13 protein-coding genes are annotated in these 16195 nt (G+C 65.8%); all 13 read right to left on the reverse strand.

Translation table 11 applies throughout. The features are described from left to right. Position 1: 1 nt before the first annotated feature. Positions 2-1915 (reverse strand): XrtA/PEP-CTERM system amidotransferase, encoded by a 1914-nt coding sequence (locus AC51BJ_RS17220; protein WP_496281057.1) that lies wholly within the window; start codon positions 1913-1915, stop codon positions 2-4. A 13-nt stretch (positions 1916-1928) separates the two neighbouring features. Further along, on the reverse strand, positions 1929-3077 hold the full coding sequence (locus AC51BJ_RS17225) for a TIGR03088 family PEP-CTERM/XrtA system glycosyltransferase (RefSeq protein WP_496281058.1): 1149 nt from the start codon (positions 3075-3077) through the stop codon (positions 1929-1931). Next, positions 3074-4591: an exosortase A gene (gene xrtA / locus AC51BJ_RS17230; protein WP_496281059.1), complete on the reverse strand. Its 1518-nt coding sequence runs from the start codon at positions 4589-4591 to the stop codon at positions 3074-3076. The genes AC51BJ_RS17225 and xrtA overlap by 4 nt, the downstream gene beginning before the upstream one ends. Beyond that, positions 4578-5840, reverse strand: coding sequence for a TIGR03087 family PEP-CTERM/XrtA system glycosyltransferase (locus tag AC51BJ_RS17235; RefSeq protein WP_496281060.1), 1263 nt, complete (start codon positions 5838-5840; stop codon positions 4578-4580). The genes xrtA and AC51BJ_RS17235 overlap by 14 nt, the downstream gene beginning before the upstream one ends. A 5-nt stretch (positions 5841-5845) precedes the next feature. Then, entirely contained in the window at positions 5846-6901 is a 1056-nt protein-coding gene (locus AC51BJ_RS17240) for a FemAB family XrtA/PEP-CTERM system-associated protein (RefSeq protein ID WP_496281061.1), read from the reverse strand. Then, on the reverse strand, positions 6891-7745 hold the full coding sequence (locus AC51BJ_RS17245; RefSeq protein ID WP_496281062.1) for an XrtA system polysaccharide deacetylase: 855 nt from the start codon (positions 7743-7745) through the stop codon (positions 6891-6893). The genes AC51BJ_RS17240 and AC51BJ_RS17245 overlap by 11 nt, the downstream gene beginning before the upstream one ends. A gap of 1 nt (position 7746) precedes the next feature. Next, positions 7747-8895, reverse strand: coding sequence for a non-hydrolyzing UDP-N-acetylglucosamine 2-epimerase (gene wecB / locus AC51BJ_RS17250; protein ID WP_496281063.1), 1149 nt, complete (start codon positions 8893-8895; stop codon positions 7747-7749). Continuing rightward, positions 8892-10010, reverse strand: coding sequence for an XrtA/PEP-CTERM system-associated ATPase (locus AC51BJ_RS17255; protein ID WP_020165894.1), 1119 nt, complete (start codon positions 10008-10010; stop codon positions 8892-8894). The genes wecB and AC51BJ_RS17255 overlap by 4 nt, the downstream gene beginning before the upstream one ends. A gap of 82 nt (positions 10011-10092) precedes the next feature. Then, positions 10093-11613 (reverse strand): TIGR03016 family PEP-CTERM system-associated outer membrane protein, encoded by a 1521-nt coding sequence (locus AC51BJ_RS17260; protein ID WP_496281064.1) that lies wholly within the window; start codon positions 11611-11613, stop codon positions 10093-10095. Next, positions 11614-12600: an XrtA-associated tyrosine autokinase gene (locus tag AC51BJ_RS17265; protein ID WP_430435178.1), complete on the reverse strand. Its 987-nt coding sequence runs from the start codon at positions 12598-12600 to the stop codon at positions 11614-11616. Positions 12601-12609: 9 nt separating this feature from the next. Continuing rightward, positions 12610-14226: an XrtA system polysaccharide chain length determinant gene (locus AC51BJ_RS17270; RefSeq protein WP_496281065.1), complete on the reverse strand. Its 1617-nt coding sequence runs from the start codon at positions 14224-14226 to the stop codon at positions 12610-12612. A 42-nt stretch (positions 14227-14268) separates the two neighbouring features. After that, positions 14269-14895, reverse strand: a complete 627-nt coding sequence (locus AC51BJ_RS17275) for an XrtA/PEP-CTERM system exopolysaccharide export protein (RefSeq protein ID WP_019916726.1) — start codon at positions 14893-14895, stop codon at positions 14269-14271. 84 nt (positions 14896-14979) lie between these two features. Continuing rightward, complete coding sequence (locus tag AC51BJ_RS17280; protein ID WP_304005855.1) at positions 14980-16191, reverse strand: ABC transporter permease; 1212 nt, start codon at positions 16189-16191, stop codon at positions 14980-14982. Between the last annotated feature and the right edge of the window lie 4 nt (positions 16192-16195).

The following is a 16195-nucleotide window of genomic DNA, read 5'->3' on the forward strand; positions in this document are numbered from 1 at the left end:
TTCAGGCGGCGGCGCGGATGGCCGACGCTTCCTGGTTGCGCAGGAAGGCGTCGAACATGAGCAGGGTCCACAGCGACGCGCTGTAGTCGCGCAGGCCGGACTGGTGCGCGTCGACCAGATGTTCGAGATAGGGGCGGTTGAACCAGCCGGTGTCGGCCAGGCGACTGCCGAGTACGGCGTCGCGCACACGCTGTTTCAGCGGGCCGCGGAACCAGCGTGCCAGCGGCACCGAAAAGCCCATTTTCGGCCGGTACATGATGTCGTGCGGCAGGTGCGGTTCGAGCGATTTCTTCAGCAGGTACTTGCCTTCCTGCCCGCGTATCTTCAGCGTAGCGGGCAGCGTGGCCAGCCATTCGACCAGCGGGTGGTCCATCAGCGGTTCGCGCACTTCCAGCGAGTGCGCCATGCTGGCGCGGTCCACCTTGGTGTTGATGTCGCCGACCAGATAGGTGTTCAGGTCGAGGTACTGCACCAGCGACAGCGGTTCGTCCGAGGTATGGCGCGCAGCGTGACGGTGGAACACCTCGACCGCGTTGTAGCCGCCGAGCGCAGCCTTCATCCGCGGGCTGAACAGCTGCGCGCGCATCGGGTCGCGCAGAATGGACACCGAGTGGAAATAGGCTTCCACCGAGGTGCGCGCCAGCGATTCGAAGGTGCTCTTGGCGCGGAACACACGCGGCGCCCAGTCCGCCTTCGGGTAGATCTGGCCCAGTGTGCCGAACAGCGGCTTGCGCACGCCCAGCGGCAGTCGCGAACGCAGACGCTCTTCCATCAGGTGCATGCGGTAGCGGCGGTAGCCGCCGAAGCTTTCGTCGCCACCGTCGCCGGACAGCGCCACGGTCACGTGCTTGCGCGCCAGCTGGCACACACGGTAGGTCGGCAGCGCCGAGCTGTCGGCGTAAGGCTCGTCGTACAGCCAGGCCAGCGTATCGATCAGGTCGAAATCGTCGGAGGCCACCATTTCGACGCGGTGGTTGGTGCGGTAGCGGTCGGCCACCTGCTGGGCGAACTTCGATTCGTCGAAAGCCGGATCATCGAAGGCGATGGCACAGGTATTCACCGGCGAGTCGGAGGACTGCGCCATCATCGCCACCACGGCCGACGAATCGACACCACCGGACAGGAAGGCGCCCAGCGGCACTTCGGAAATCATGCGCAGGCTGACCGATTCGCGCAGCCGGCGGATCAGCTCCTCTTCGGCCTGCACTTCGTCGATCGCCTCGACATGGCCGAAGTCGACGTCCCAGTAGCGGCGCGGCGCCGGCGGTGTTTCACCGCGGCGGATGCGCAGGCTGTGCGCCGGCTCCAGCTTGAAAGCATGGCGGTAGATGGTGCGCGGGTCGGCGACGTAGCCAAGCGCGAAATATTCTTCGACCGCCAGCGGATCGAGATCAAGTTTCAGGCCGCCGTGCGCGGTCAGCGCCTTCAGTTCCGAACCGAAGATGAGCTGGCCGTCGGGCAGCAGCGAATAGAACAGCGGCTTCACGCCGAGGCGGTCGCGCGCCAGGAAAAGCACGTCCTGATTGCGATCGAAAAGGGCGAACGCGAACATGCCGCGGAAACGCTCGACGCAGGCTTCGCCCCACTGCTCCCAGGCGTGCACGATCACTTCGGTATCGCTGCGCGTGCGGAAGGTGTGACCGAGCGCGGTCAGTTCCGGAATCAGCGACTGGAAGTTGTAGATCTCGCCGTTGAACACGACGATGACCGAACCGTCCTCGTTGGCCAGCGGCTGCTGGCCGCTCGCCACGTCGATGATGGACAGCCGGCGGTGACCGAGACCGACGCCGGGCTCGAGGTGCAGATCGCCCTCGTCCGGACCGCGGTGATGCTGCGCCTCGTTCATCCGGTGCAGCACGTCGCGACCTACATCACGCCGGTTGCGCGTGTCGAAAATGCCAACGAAACCGCACATGCGGGAAATCCTGTCAGGTAGTGGAGCCGTCCGGGCGACCTTGCTTCGCGGACAGCGCAAGATAGGCGTCGCGATACGCGGCAACCATGGCTTCGATGCTAAAGGAGGCCTCGATTTTCTGCCGTGATGCACTTCCGTGCGCATCCCGCAGCGCCGCATCGGATGCGTATTCCTGCACGCAGGCCGACAGCGCCGCGACATCGCCGGGCACGAACAGCCGACCGTTGATGCCGTCGTCCACCAGTTCCGGCGTGCCGCCGACGGCGGTGGACACGATGGGCAGACCGCAGGCCATCGCCTCGAGGATGGTGTTGGAAATGCCTTCGCCCAGCGAGGGCAGCACGAACAGGTCAAAGGCCTGCATCAGTTGGGGAATGTCCTTGCGCTCGCCGGTGAGCCAGGCGCGATCGGCCAGACCGGCTTCATCCAGCAGCGCCTGACAGCCGGCGCGTTCGCCGCCGTCGCCGACGATGACCAGGCGCAGGCGCTCGCCACCCGGCCGCCGCGCGGCGTCGATGAAGGCGCGCACCAGGGTCGGGTAATCTTTCACACCAACCATGCGACCGACACTTCCGATCACGAAGGCGTCGCCACGGAAGGACTCCGGCAGCACGCTGCGACTCGCGTCGGTCCGCGGCGTGAAGCGCTGCTTGTCCACGCCGTTGTAGATCTGCGTGACGCGCGCCGCGTCGACGCCGATGGCGTCGCGCAGCCAGCTCTGCAGGTCGCGGCTGACCGTCAGATAGCGGTGGACGAAAGGACGCACCAGCCGGCGCAGCCGGTTGTAGCGCGCGTTGCTGCCGTCGAGGTCGAACACGTCGCGCCCGTGCTCGCCGTGGATGCGCACCGGCACGCCGGCCAGCCAGCCGATCAGCACCGCTTCCAGCGCCGACAGATTGCGCGTGTGCAGGATGTCGGGACGCAGCGCGCGCAGCATCCTCCACAGCCGCAGGTAGTGCGCCGGGTCCTTGCCCGGCGCCTTCTTCACGTCGTGGAAGGTGACCCGGCCGTCGCGGATGCGCTCGACGAAGTGCGAGTGGCCCTGCAGACAGACCACGTGGTGCTCGAAGTCACCGGGCGGAAAGTTGTTGAACAGGTTCACCATCCCGTTCTCCATGCCGCCGGTGCCGAAGTGATGCACCACGTGAACGACGCGCTTCACGGCGCGGTCGCCTTGCCCAGATGCGGCTCGATCACGGCGGCGAATGCGGCCAGCCGCGCGCGCGCCGCCGGATCCTCACCCTGCTGCGGCGTCCACAGAACCACGGCGTAGCCGCTGTCCTCGCCGTCCAGCAACAGCGATCGGGCGAACATGAGCTTGGCGCGCACGCTGCTGACGGTGGGCTCACCGCCGACGACGAACCAGTCGTGAATCAGCAGGCGCAGCGCGGTCGAGCGCAGGCGCGTCTCCCGCACCGGATGCGCCGGCGTATCGACCACGCGCTCGCCGACGTTGGACCACACGTCGTGCTCCTGCCGGATCATGAAGTTGCGCGAATTGATCAGTTCGGCGTCCTGTCGCTGGCGGCCGTACCAGGCCAGATGAACGGCCACGACCTCGTCGCCGCGGCGGTACTGCACAGTGCGCTCGCGGTCCGGGTTCTGGAAGGTGGGCCGCCAGTCGGTCAGCGCCGGTCCGGCATCGAGCGCCCAGCCGTCGCCGGGTTCGGCCGGCAGTGCCAGTTGCGGCGATGCCGGCAGTTCGCGCTGCGCCAGTTGCGCCGCATAGAGCGGCGGCAGCAGCAACACGAGCGCCGCCGAAGCCGCCGTCAGCGCGGTGCGCAGCATCGGGACCGGCCGCAACGCGATCGAGCCGGCGCCGGGCGCGACATCGTCGGCTTCCTTCTCCTGCCAGAACGAACCGACCCAGAACAGCAGCAGCATGATGACGCCGAAGAACACCCAGCCGTAGATGATGTGGTCGACACCGGTCGCCAGCTTCATGTCCGAGTAGTGCGCGAGCAGCACGATCATCAGCGCGCGGAAGCCATTGGCGACGATGGGCACGACGAAGGATGCGACGATGAAGGCGGCACGGCGCCACAGCGTGCGATAGCTCAGGTAAGCGAACAGGGCACCGACGGTCAGCGACGCGATCAGGTAACGGAGCCCGCTGCAGGCCTCGATCACCGACCAGCTGCCAGACGGCAGTTCGAAGAAAGTGCCTTCACGATAGACCGGGAAGCCAAGCAGTTGCAGCGACGCGACGGTGAAGTCGGCCGTGTAGTTCATCAGCGGCACCATCAGGCCCTCGCCCATCGGCACGCCGAGGAAGAGAAAGGCCAGCGGGTAGGCGATGACCCAGGCGACGCGCCAGCCGAGCACGGCGACGACCAGCGACGGAATGCTGGCGACGAAGGCCAGTTGGCGCACCACCTGCACGCCGGCGACGTCGGCCACCAGCCAGCCAGCCAGCGATGCGGCCAGCGCGGCCAGCCCCCACGCGCTGGGCTGCGGCACGTGCGCCGCCAGCGCCGCCCGCTTGCGCCACACCAGCCAGAGGAAGATGGGCGGCACGATGAGGCCGTGCGCGAAGGTTTCCGATCGCCACCAGATTTCCGCCATCGAAGCTGCGGTGCCCCAGTAGAGCCACAGCAGCAATGCGAACAGCAGCAGGAATACCGGCCCGGCCGTCCGCCAGGACGCAGCACTGCGTCCGGTATCAGCCGCGGGCATGGAGGACGTCGGGTTGTACATCGGGCGAGCTTCCGTGTGGGATTGAACGCGCCGGAGCCGGCGCATCGAGCCAGGCATCGAGCGCGGCCAGCGCGCTGTCCCAGCGATAGACGTTCTCGATCCGGGCGCGCGCGGCGAGACCGGTCGCCTGCGCGTAAGTGGGGTCGAACAATGCCAGCACGCGCTCGGCGTAGCTGGCCGCGTCGGCGGCGAGGAAATCGCGCCCCGGCTGTGCGTCGAGGCTGGCCGACAGCGTATGCCATACGACCACCGGCCGGGCCATCGCCATCGCTTCCAGCACCTTGTTCTGGATGCCGCGTGCGACGCGCAGCGGCGCCACCGCGCAGGCGGCGTGCGCGACCCAGGGGCGCACATCGTCCACCCGACCGGTCACCGTGACGAAGCCGGTCTTCTCCAGTTCGCGCACGGCCGGCGCCGGATTCATGCCGACGACGAAGAAGTGCGCGGCCGGTTCGACGGCGCGGATGCGCGGCATCACCTCGTTGGCGAACCAGCAGGCGGCGTCGATATTGGGCCAGTAATCCATCGCACCGGTGAACACGACCGGCTTCACGCCCGAGGCATAGGGGTTCGCGCCGGCGTTCGCCGGGTTGAAGAAGTCGACATCGACGCCATTGGGCAGCGCCTCGACGCGCCCCTTCAGCGTGGGCGCCAGCGATTCGAACAGCGCCACCTCGGCGGGCGTGACCAGCAGGCTGCGGTCGGCGGCGGCGACCACGCCCGCTTCGAAATCGAGCAGCGTGCGCGCTTCGCGCCGGTACAGCCAGGACATGGGCCAGCGGTGACGTGGCGCGTACTCGGACCACTTGGCCGAATCGACATCGACCAGATCGACGATACGGTGCACCTGCGGGTGGCGGTCGAGGTACTGCGCCATGGTCGAGCAGAACACGACGGCCTTCGTGATGCCGTGACGAGCGATGGTGTCATCGACCCAGCGCTGCATCGCCGCCGACCGGTAGTAGACGACGCTGAGCGCCTCGCCAGTCGCCAGCGCGCGCAGCGACAGCAGCTTGCGGCTGCGCGGGGCGATGGTTTCGGTATGCAACTGCACGCACATCGCCGACAGTTCGGGCAGGTGCGGCAGGTCGGCCGGGTCGTCGACGAAGGTACCGACATGCAGGGCGTGGCGGCGCGCCAGATGCTTCAGCAGATGGAAGGAGCGGATCTTGTCGCCCTTGTTGGGCGGAAAGGGCAGACGATGAGCGAGGAAGAGCAGCGGCTCCACGCCGGTCAGCCCAGATTGCGGACGATGAAGGGCCCGATCGTGTTGGCGAAGCTGCGCGGCATGCGGCGCCACACTTCGATCATCAGCTTGTACTTCGGGTTCGACGGGTTGTTGCGCGGCAGGCTGTCGCGCTTGTACAGGCAATACTCGTAATGCAGCGGCGTCGGTTCGAAGCCCCAGTTCTTCTTGAACGAGTAGGAACCGGTGCCCTGCTTGCTGCGGCCATAGTCGAACACGCGGATGCCGCGTTCGCAGGCGTGGCGCATCAGTTCCCAGTACTTGAAGTCGTTCGCCGCGAGGTCGCGCGCCGCCACCGCGTCGCCCGCGTAGTAAGGCAGGATTTCGTCGCGGAAATAGAAGCTCATCACGCTGCTGAGCAGCGCGCCGTCCGGACCTTCGACCGTCATGACCGAACAGCGCTCGCCGAAGGTGCGACGCAGCGTGTCGAAGTAGCGGCGCGACATCGCTGGCGTGCCGTGGCGATGCACGTTGTCCGAATACAGTTCGAAGAAGCGGCTGTTGTCGGCATCGAACACCGCCTTCAGGCCGTTGTTGATGCCCTTGCGCACCATCGCGCGCTGCTTGCGCGGGATGGCTTTCATGTTCTCCTCGACGTCCGGCGAAATCTGCTTGCGGAAGGTGACGTACAGGTCTTCGGTCGGCCAGTCGGTGTGGCGCGCGTTCACATTGCGGAATTCGAGGTGGTCGACACCGAGCGACTGCGCGATGCGCTGCGCTTCGGCTTCGAGCGCCAGCGCCGCCTCGTCGTCATCGGCCGCCACACCGCCATACACACCGAAGGGCAGCGACACGAGGGAATGGCCGAACAGCCGGCTCTTCACCTGGGCCAGCGGCAGCACGCCGCAGATGCGGCCACCGCGCTCGGCCAGCAGGTAGTGCGTGGCGTGGCCGAACACGTCGCGCATGATGTCGCGCCACTCGAACAGGTGAAAGAAGCTCGCCGCCGGGCAGGCTTCGACGAAGGCATTCCAGTTCGCGCGATCGGCGTCGGCCGGGGCGCGCACAGTGACTGCAGTCATGAACTCCGCCTCAGGCCGCACGGGCGATCTCCGGAAACACCTCGTCCATCCGGCCCCAGCGAAAATCGCGCATCAGGCGGGCAAGACGGCCCTCGGTGCGGTGCAGGTTGATGTAGTGGCGGAAGCGCGACTTGGCGTCCACGCCCTGCACGCGCGGCTGGTCGGCGTCGATTTCCCACGGATGGCAGTAGAACATCGCAGGCCGGCCGTCGCGCTTGTTCACCTGGCTCAGCAGCCAGCGCGAGGTGGCGTAGGGCAGCAGGCGGAAGTAGCCGCCGCCGCCTGCCGGCAGGTTGCGGCTGCCCATGCGCACGGTGGTGACCGGCACTTCCATCAGACCGTCGCGCGACGCGAACGGGAAGCGCGGTGCGTCCGGCATGCCGTAGTGGTCGTGCTTGACCGGGTAGATGCTGGAACTGTAGCGGTAGCCGGCCTGCGCGACGCAGTCGAGCGCCCACGGATTGGTGTGACCGATCGAGAAGCTGGGCGCGCGGTAGCCGCGCACCTCGACACCGGTGATGTCTTCCAGCACCTTCTTGGCACGCGTGATGTCGTCGAGGAATTCAGCCGGCGACTGTTCGGTCGCACGCAGGTGAGCGGTGCCATGGCTGGCGACCTCGTGCCCGGCGGCGGCGATACGCCTGACCATGTCCGGATGGCGCTCGGCGATCCAGCCCAGCGTGAAGAAGGTCGCCTGGTTACCGCTGTCAGCCAGCAGCGCAAGGATGCGCTCGACATTGCGCTCGACCCGGCACTCGATCGAATCCCAGCGGCTGCGCTCGATGTAGGGCGCCAGCGCCGACACCTGGAAGTAATCCTCGACGTCGACGGTGAAAGCGTTGCGGATATCGGCCCGGGCGCTCATGTCAGTGCGTGCTCCGCTGCAGCAGCCAGTCGTGCAGGTCAGCGGCGATGCGCTGGGCGGCATTGCCGTCCCAGTACTCGGGCACGCGGCCGCGCTTGCCGCCGGTGGCGAGAATGTCGTCCAGGCTGCGCACGAAAAGCGCCTCATCGGCGCCGATGACGGTGTTCGTGCCCTGCTCCACCGTGATCGGTCGCTCGGTGTTCTCGCGCAAGGTCAGGCAGGGCACCGACAGCGCCGTCGTCTCTTCCTGCAGGCCGCCGGAATCGGTGATCATGACGGTCGCGCCACTCATCAGACCGAGCATTTCGAGATAGCCCAGCGGCGGCAGCAGCGCGATACGTGGGTTGTCGAGCAGCGCCCCGAGGCCGAATTTCTCCAGGTTGCCACGGGTGCGCGGATGGATCGCGAACAGCAGCGGCAGCCGCGCGGCCGCCTGCGTCAGCATTGCGGCGAGGCGCTTCAGCTGCTCAGGGTCGTCCACATTGCTCGGACGGTGCAGCGTCACGACGCCGTAGCGGCCGTCCGCAATCAGCGCCGGGTCGATATCGTGCTCGGCCAACGTTTTCGCTGGCGGCACCGCCAGCGAGCGGCTGGACAGCAGCGAATCGATCATCACGTTGCCGGCGAAATGCACCCATGAGGCGTCGACGCCTTCGCCGATCAGATTGCCGAGCGCGCTGCGCTCGGTCGTGTACAGACGGTCGGAAATGCGATCGACCAGGATGCGGTTGATCTCCTCCGGCATCGCACGGTCGCCGCTGCGCAGACCGGCTTCGACATGGATCACCGGCACGTGCTTCTTCACCGCCACCAGCGCGCAGGCCAGCGTCGAATTGACGTCGCCCACGACCAGCACGCAGGACGGCTTGAGTTCATCGACCAGCGGTTCGAAGCGCTTCATGATCTCGGCGGTCTGCACCGCGTGCGTGCCGGAGCCGACTTCGAGATTGTGGTGCGGTGTCGGCAGACGAAGCCCGCTGAACAGGCGCTCGTTCATCGCGTGATCGTAGTGCTGGCCGGTATGCACCAGCACCCACGGTATCGTCGGCACGTGCTCGTCGAAGGCGCGCAGGATGGGCGCCATCTTCATGTAGTTCGGCCGTGCGCCGACGACGCACAGTACCGGGGCGATCACCTGGGCAGCGCTCATTCCGCCTCCTTGTCCGCCTGCTCGGTCGAGCGCTCGGCGATTTCATACAGCAGGGCCAGTGTCTGTTCGAGCGTACGCTCCATCCGTGACAGGCGTTCTTCGAGATTGCCCGCCTGATGCGCGTTCACATAGTCGCGCACCCGCTGCGCCGAGTCGGCGTCGAGCCGGAACTGCGACATGTCGAGATCGAACAGCGCCGGCGAACCGCGCAGCCCGGCGCCATTGAAAGCAGCGTGCGCCGCCGTGTCGGACGGCATCGGGCCGTCCGGTCGCTTGGCCATGGCGGCAGCGGCGGCGGCGTCACCCGCCTCGTCCTTGATTTCGCTGACCACGCCCGCCACGTCCTGCGCCGTGAAGGCGGTTGCTCCGCCGAGGAATCCGGCCAGCATCAGGCGGTCGCACAGCGTATTGATGCGTCGCGGCACGCCCTCGGTCGCCTTGAAGATGGCTTCGTGCGCCCCCGCCTGAAAGGCGGGGGACCCGCGCCAGCCGACGTGCTTCAGGCGGTGCTCGATATAGGCCTCGGTTTCGGCCGCGTCCATCGGCCCGAGGTGGTAGGACGCGATCACCCGCTGACGCAGCTGCTCCATGTGCGGGCTCTGCATCGTTTCGCGAAACTCGGGTTGACCGACCAGGAAGCTCTGCAGCAGCGCGTGCTCGCCGAGCTGGAAGTTCGACAGCATGCGCAGTTCCTCGACCGCGCGTGGCGTCAGGTTCTGCGCCTCGTCGACGATGAGCAGTGCGCGCTTGCCGGCAGCGGTCAGCGACAGCAGGAACATTTCGATCGACAGCAGCAGGTCGGCCTTCTTCAACTGCTTGTTCGGCAGGCCGAAGGCGGCAGCCACGAGACGCAGCGTGTCCTCGGCGTCAAGGTGGGTGCTGACCAGCTGGGCCGCCACCACCTTCTTCGAATCGAGCTTCTGCAGCAGGCTGCGCACCAGCGTGGTCTTGCCAGCGCCGATCTCGCCAGTGATGACGATGAAACCTTCGCTCTGGTGCAGACCGTACTCGAGGTAGGCAAGCGCGCGCCGGTGGCCCTTGCTGCCGAAGAAGAAGGACGGATCGGGATTGAGCTGGAAAGGCTTGCCGGAAAGACCGTAGAAGGACTCGTACATGGATCTCGATCGTTGGGTACCCGCCCCTCAGGGCGTCGGTGGCGCTGCACGGTTCGGCAGCATGCGCATCACGGCGCCCGCGTCAGAAGAAGCGCGTACTCACCGTGGCGATCAGTGCATTTTCGTCTACATCGCCGGCGGCGACTGTGCCACGCATCATGCGCAGACCAATGGAGCCGCTGGTGTAGGCCCCAAGCGCTGTGGAATATGTCGCATTGAAGATGTTGCGCTCGGTTGTCGTGCGCGAGTTCACACGGCCGCTGGTGTCGAAGGAATTCAGCGAAAAGTTCAGCGAACTGACCGGCGAGAGCCGGTGCGACAGACCGATGGTCCAGCCCTTCTGGACGATGACCGCGGCCTCGGCGAAATCGCCGGTGAGGGAGCCGCCGCCAGAGCCGATTCCGCTGTCGTTGGTCGACTGGTACATCGTGAACGACAACGTGTTGCGGGCGCCGTTATGCACCACACCGACCGACCAGCGCGAGCGCCGGTATTCGCGGTCGGTCAGAAGGGGCGAATCGAGCGAACCGTAGCCTGGAATGCGCCCGGCCAGCGCGTCCGCGCGGATCGCGTCGCGCCGCTCTTCCGGATCGGCGATGCTCGCGTAGGGCTCAACGAAGGCCAGCGTCTCGTAGAGATCTTCCAGGCCCGAACCTTCGAGCAAGGTGTCGATCCTGCTCACGATGTTGCGCGTATAGGCCGCGTTGAAAGCGGTCCTGGGCAGACGATGCGACAGCTTGTAATTGGCGGTACTGCCGTAGGGCCGCTCGTCGTAATCGAGCGACAGTGCCGTGCGCTGCGACGGGCGCCAGTCCACGCCGCCGCCATAGGTGGCACCGTCCCGGCGATTGCCTATCGTCGACTTTTCGAAGCCGTAACGGCCGGTCAGTTCGATCTGGACATCCGGCTTGTAGATCAACGAACCGACGATGCTCTCGCGTTCGCTGTTGTTGGCATTGTCCGAATCGGTCACGCGCGAGCTGAGAACGCCCTTCCAGCTCAACGTCGCCGGAGCGCCCTGCAGCGTCCCCGAGAACGTACGGCTCGTCAGTGCGCCCTCGCGGCGCGACGATTCACTGCGCGCGATGGTGTAGCTGGACTTCCATGTCGCGATGTCGCCCAACCGGACGGTACCGCGCATCGACGGCGACAGCGAGAACACCCGCGTCTCCGTCGAATCGCCCAGCGTGTTGTTCAGCAGGTTGGGCTGGGCATTGAACACCGATCGCCGCCGCTGCGTCTGACTGGCTTTGGCGTCGAGGAAGAACAAGTCGTCGACGATCTCGAACGACCCGTTCGCGCTCATATTGTTCGCGATGCGAGACGGAAACGTATCGTCAGCGTAATACATCAGCCGCGGCGAATAATTGGCATTGAGCTTCAACCGCGGGCTGCTGCGGCGCAGATCGACGGTTGGCGTGACTTCGGTCAGCACGTCGCTCGACGGCGCGACCGGCGAGAAGTTGATGTTGTCTGACACGATCATCTGCACCGACGCGCTGGTCGACAGGCGCCAGCCTTCGGCGTGAGCCGAACCGAAACCGCTGGCAATGCCCAGAATGGCCAGGGAGATCGGGCGAAGCATCGGTCGTCCTGTCCTCATTCAACCCGCCTTGGCCGTGTCGCGATAACCGGTTTCGGAGCCATAGCCGTAACCGTAACCGTAGTAACCGTAATAGCCGTCGGTACGGGCATAGCGCGCCTTGTTCAGCACCAGCATCTTGACCGGGCAGCCCTGTACCTTGGCCAGCGCCTGCTTCACCATCGCGTGCGTGGTGCGCCCGGCCTCGACCACCATCACCAGCTGGCCCATCGACTGCGCAAGCACCGGCGCCTCGGTCGTCACCATCAGCGGCGGCGAGTCGAAAATGATGATCCGGTCGGGATAGCGATGCGCCAGTTCGACCAGCAGCGAACGCATCGCACCGCTGGCCAGCAGTTCGGTGGCGTTCTTGTGCGGCATGCCGGCCGGCAGCAGCGTGAGTTTCTCGACGTTGGTACGGAGCAGGACGTCGGGCAGACCGACATCCTCGTCGAGCAGCACGTCCATCAGGCCCTTGGCCGGCGGCAGGCCGAGCAGGTTAAGGATGGAGGGGCGCGCCACGTCGGCATCGACCAGCAGGACACGGTTGTCCAGTTCCATCGCGATGCTCATCGCGAGGTTGATCGAATTGAAGCTCTTACCCTCACCCGGCACCGAACTGGTCACCATGATGAGGTTGCCGTTATCGACCGGCGCCGCGCCTTTGCCGTGGGCGTTGGCCAGAATGGGGCGCTTGATCACGCGGAATTCTTCGGCGATCTGTGAACGCGGTGCCGACGGCACGACCAGACCCATCCCGTCGAGCCGCGCCAGGTCGAGTTCGACGTAGCGGGATGAATCAATGGTGGCTCCGCCCGCCACCGGCACCGGCGCGGCGGCTTCGCCCGCCGGCGGCACCGCGGCGACAGGTACCGCCGCAGGCGCCGGCGCGGGAGCAGGCGCAGCCGCCGGCGGCGCCTCGGGCGCTGCAGCCGGTTCCTCGCCGATATCGACGCCCGCCCGCTTCAGATGGGCCATTCGTTCGATTGCTTGTTCGATGATGCTCATGATCTATCCTCAGGCGCTGCGCATCACGAGCGACACGAAAGCCAGCATCGCCACATAGGCGGCCACCAGCCCGCCAAGACCGCCGAAGAACACGACGCTGCGGCGACGCTCGTAACGCTTGCGCTCGTTCGCGAGCAGCATGGACACCGAACCCAGCACCGGTACGCCGGCCACTTCGGCCAGCATCCGACCGTCGTGGAATACCGGTCGCAGTTGTGATACGGCGAACGATGCCGCACCACCGACGACGATGGCCGCTGCCAGCACCACGGTCAGCAGGATGAGTCGGTTGGGCGCCGCCGGCTTGGGATCGACACGCGGCGGCTCGATCAGGCGGAATTCCGCCACGCCGGTCGCGTCCATCTCTTCCGAAATCGAGGCCGATTCGCGGCGCGACACCAGATTGTTGTAATTGGTCCGATGCACCTCGTAGTCGCGGTTGAGCTGGCTGAACTCCGCCTCCAGCTCCGGCACCAGTCGCGACGACTGCTTCAATGCGTCGAGACGCGTCTGATACTCCCCGACGCGCGCGCTCAGCGACGCGACCGAGGCCTCGGCCGATGCCAGTGCGACCTTGATCTGCTGATAGACCGGATTGGGCATCTGCGCGCCGCCGGCCACCGGCTTCGCCTCGGGCTTGGGCTCCGCCGGCTTGCCTCCCGCCTCCTTGGCCGCTTCGGCCGCGTGCTTCTCGATGATCTGCTTGCGCTCTTCCTCGAGGTTACGTATCCGTGCTCGCAGCTGGAGAATGTCCGGGTGCTTGTCGGTGTAGCGCTGCAGCAAGCCTTCGACCTCGTTCTTCATGCCGGAGATGCGCATGTCGATCTCGGCGGTCGACGGGCCACCCGGGCCGGACGGCGCGAAGGTCATCGCCGAGCTGTCGGCACTGATGGTCGGCTCCTCGCCCAGCAACTGGCGCTTCAGCGCGTCGCGCGAATTGGTCGCCTCGCGCAGGTCGAGCTGCGCCTGGTTGAGCTGAGCCTGCACCTCGCCAAGGCTGCCGAAGTAGTCCTTCTGCCCACCGCCCGGTCGTTCGAGGTTCTTGAGCTTGAACTCCTTCAGCCGGTTTTCCGCCTCCAGAAGCTTGGCCTCGTAGGCCTTGATCTGCTCCTCGATGAACTTGCGCGCCTGATCCGCATCCTGTCGCTTGCTGCCGAGGCCCGATTCGACGAACAGCGTCACCATGGCCTGCACCACCTTCTGAGCCCGCGCCGGCTTCTGATCGCGATAGGAAACGATGTAGAGGTTGTCGCGGCCGGAACTGGTGAGCTTCACGCTGGCGATCAGATCGTCGATCAGCTTTTCGCGCTCGGTCTTGGTCTTGGCCTCGAGATCGAGGTCAGCCATGCGGATCAGCTTCTCGATGTTCGGCCGGCTGATCAGCGTTCGGCTCAGCATGTTGATCTGCTGGTCGAGATTGGGCTGAACGGCCAGACCGGACATCAGAGGACGCAGAATCGACTGGGTGTCGACATAGATCTTCGCCGACGCCTGGTACTGGTCCGGCAGCACGAGCACCACGCCCATGCCGATGATGCCGACCACCCAGGCGACCAGCAGACCTATCCAGCGATAGCCCCACGCCGACCTGAGATAGCCAGAAAACTGGCGCAGAAAATCATCCACAGCTACACGATCCTTCCGGCGGACGCCTCATGACTGAGCTGCTCAGAACCAGCTCTGCGGAATGATGAGAATGTCGCCCGGCTTGACGTCGACATTGGCCGTCACGTCGCCGCGACGGACCAGATCCTTGAGGCGCACGTTGTACTGCTTGTCGCCCTCGGAGGTGCGCAGGATGGTGGCCGCGTTGCCATCGGCGAATTCGGTGATGCCGCCAACCGCGATCATCACGTCGAGCAGCGTCATCTTCTGCTTGTAGGCCAGCGCCTGCGGCTTTGCCGCCTCGCCGATCACGCGGATCTGCTCGCTGTAGGGACCGATGCCGCCGGCCACGATGACCGTCACGATGGGGTCACGGATGTACTTCGACAACACCTGCTCGATCTCGCGCGCCAGCGTCGTGGGGTCGCGGCCGGCAGCCGGCAGATCCTCAAACAGGGTGCCGGTGATCTTGCCGTCCGGGCGGATGGTGACCGTGGACGAGATTTCGGGGTTGCGCCAGACGACGATGTTCACCGAGTCACCGGGACCCAGGATGTAGTTGTAGTCGTCGCTGTAAGCCTGGGTCGGCGCGGCCGGATAGGGCGACGACGAGCAGGCCGTGAAGGCAAGCGGCACGAGCAGCAGCGCAAGCACGCGCAGTGCGGACATCAGACGGTCAGAACTCAACATTGCATCCTCCACAGGACAGCAGCCAGACAAGCCGCGAATCATAGCCAACGCATCCGGACGCGCGCTCTAATGCGTCACGACCGGTCAGATGTTGTACCGCAACGCATCGACGATGGGCGTACGCGAAACCTTGCGTGCCGGCAGCAACGCCGCCACCACGGTCGCGCCCAATCCCACCGTGAAGGCCAGCAGCACGGTTTCGGGCAGCACACGTATCGACGCCGTGTACCCCACATTCGAGTTCGGCGGCGGCGGCATCGGAATGCCCACCTCGCTGATCGCCAGCGCAACGAGCACCCCCACCACCACGCCGATCGCCGCACCGGTCAGACCGAGCAGGGCATTTTCGGCGAGCACGAGCCGGAATACGTATCCTCGCGAATTTCCGAGCGCCATCAGCGTTCCGAATTCACCGACGCGCTCGAAGACACTCATGTTTACAGTATTGAAGACGCTCAGCAGCACCATGATGAGCACGATCCATTGCAGCACGCCGAACTGGGTACGGTAGAGCTCCACGGTCTTCGAATAGAAATCCGAAAGCTGTACCCAGTCGCGGATGTCGAACCCCAGCGACGCCAGCTTGGGTACCAGCAGATCCTTCACCCGCCAGGTGTCCGCCGTCCGGTGCAGCAGCAACACGATGGCGTTGGAGCCGTCACGCGCAACCAGATTTCGAGCCGCCGCGATGGGAATCCTTACGGCACGGGCGTCGAAATCTTTCGAAAAGCTCTGGAAAACCCCGACCACCGCAAATTCCGTCGTGTTCAATGCGCCGTCGGCCGTGTTCATGATGAGCGTGACGGTATCGCCCGGCGCCAGTGCCAGGGCCTTGGCGACGCCATCGCCGATCAGGATGCCGCCGGTGTCACTGTCGCGCAGCGCCCGGCCGGCGGTGATCCGGACGAAGGTGCCGAGCCGGTTTTCCTTGTCCGGCTCCACGCCCTCACCCATGACCGCCCAGTCCGCCTTGCCGTTGTTCAGCAGGCCGGTAAAATTGACGCGCTGCAGCACCGCATCCGCCTCCGGCATGCGGGCGGCAAACTCGGCGACCTTGTCGGCGTCGTCGATCATGAACTTCTCGGGCGAACGCGCACCCTGCTCGTAGAAGCCGCTGCGGAAGACCTGCACGTGACCGAGCTGGCTGTGGATGGTCGCTTCGCCCAGCTGCGTCAGCACATCGGCGACGAAGCCGCCACTCAGGATCAGTCCTGCCACACCGAAAATGATGGCGGCCAGCGTCATCGCGGTCCGCGATTTCTGCCGGAGGATGTTGCGAAGTGCGAGCTTGAACATGGCG

It is taken from the genome of Methyloversatilis sp. S146-33, assembly GCF_059552495.1.

Coding starts and splice junctions, on each gene's coding strand:
- AC51BJ_RS17275 (WP_019916726.1), bottom strand. CDS start 14,895: ATGTTGAGTTCTGACCGTCTGATGTCCGCACTGCGCGTGCTTGCGCTG.
- AC51BJ_RS17265 (WP_430435178.1), bottom strand. CDS start 12,600: ATGAGCATCATCGAACAAGCAATCGAACGAATGGCCCATCTGAAGCGG.
- AC51BJ_RS17280 (WP_304005855.1), bottom strand. CDS start 16,191: ATGTTCAAGCTCGCACTTCGCAACATCCTCCGGCAGAAATCGCGGACC.
- AC51BJ_RS17220 (WP_496281057.1), bottom strand. CDS start 1,915: ATGTGCGGTTTCGTTGGCATTTTCGACACGCGCAACCGGCGTGATGTA.
- wecB (WP_496281063.1), bottom strand. CDS start 8,895: ATGAGCGCTGCCCAGGTGATCGCCCCGGTACTGTGCGTCGTCGGCGCA.
- AC51BJ_RS17255 (WP_020165894.1), bottom strand. CDS start 10,010: ATGTACGAGTCCTTCTACGGTCTTTCCGGCAAGCCTTTCCAGCTCAAT.
- AC51BJ_RS17245 (WP_496281062.1), bottom strand. CDS start 7,745: ATGAGCGCCCGGGCCGATATCCGCAACGCTTTCACCGTCGACGTCGAG.
- AC51BJ_RS17260 (WP_496281064.1), bottom strand. CDS start 11,613: ATGAGGACAGGACGACCGATGCTTCGCCCGATCTCCCTGGCCATTCTG.
- xrtA (WP_496281059.1), bottom strand. CDS start 4,591: ATGCCCGCGGCTGATACCGGACGCAGTGCTGCGTCCTGGCGGACGGCC.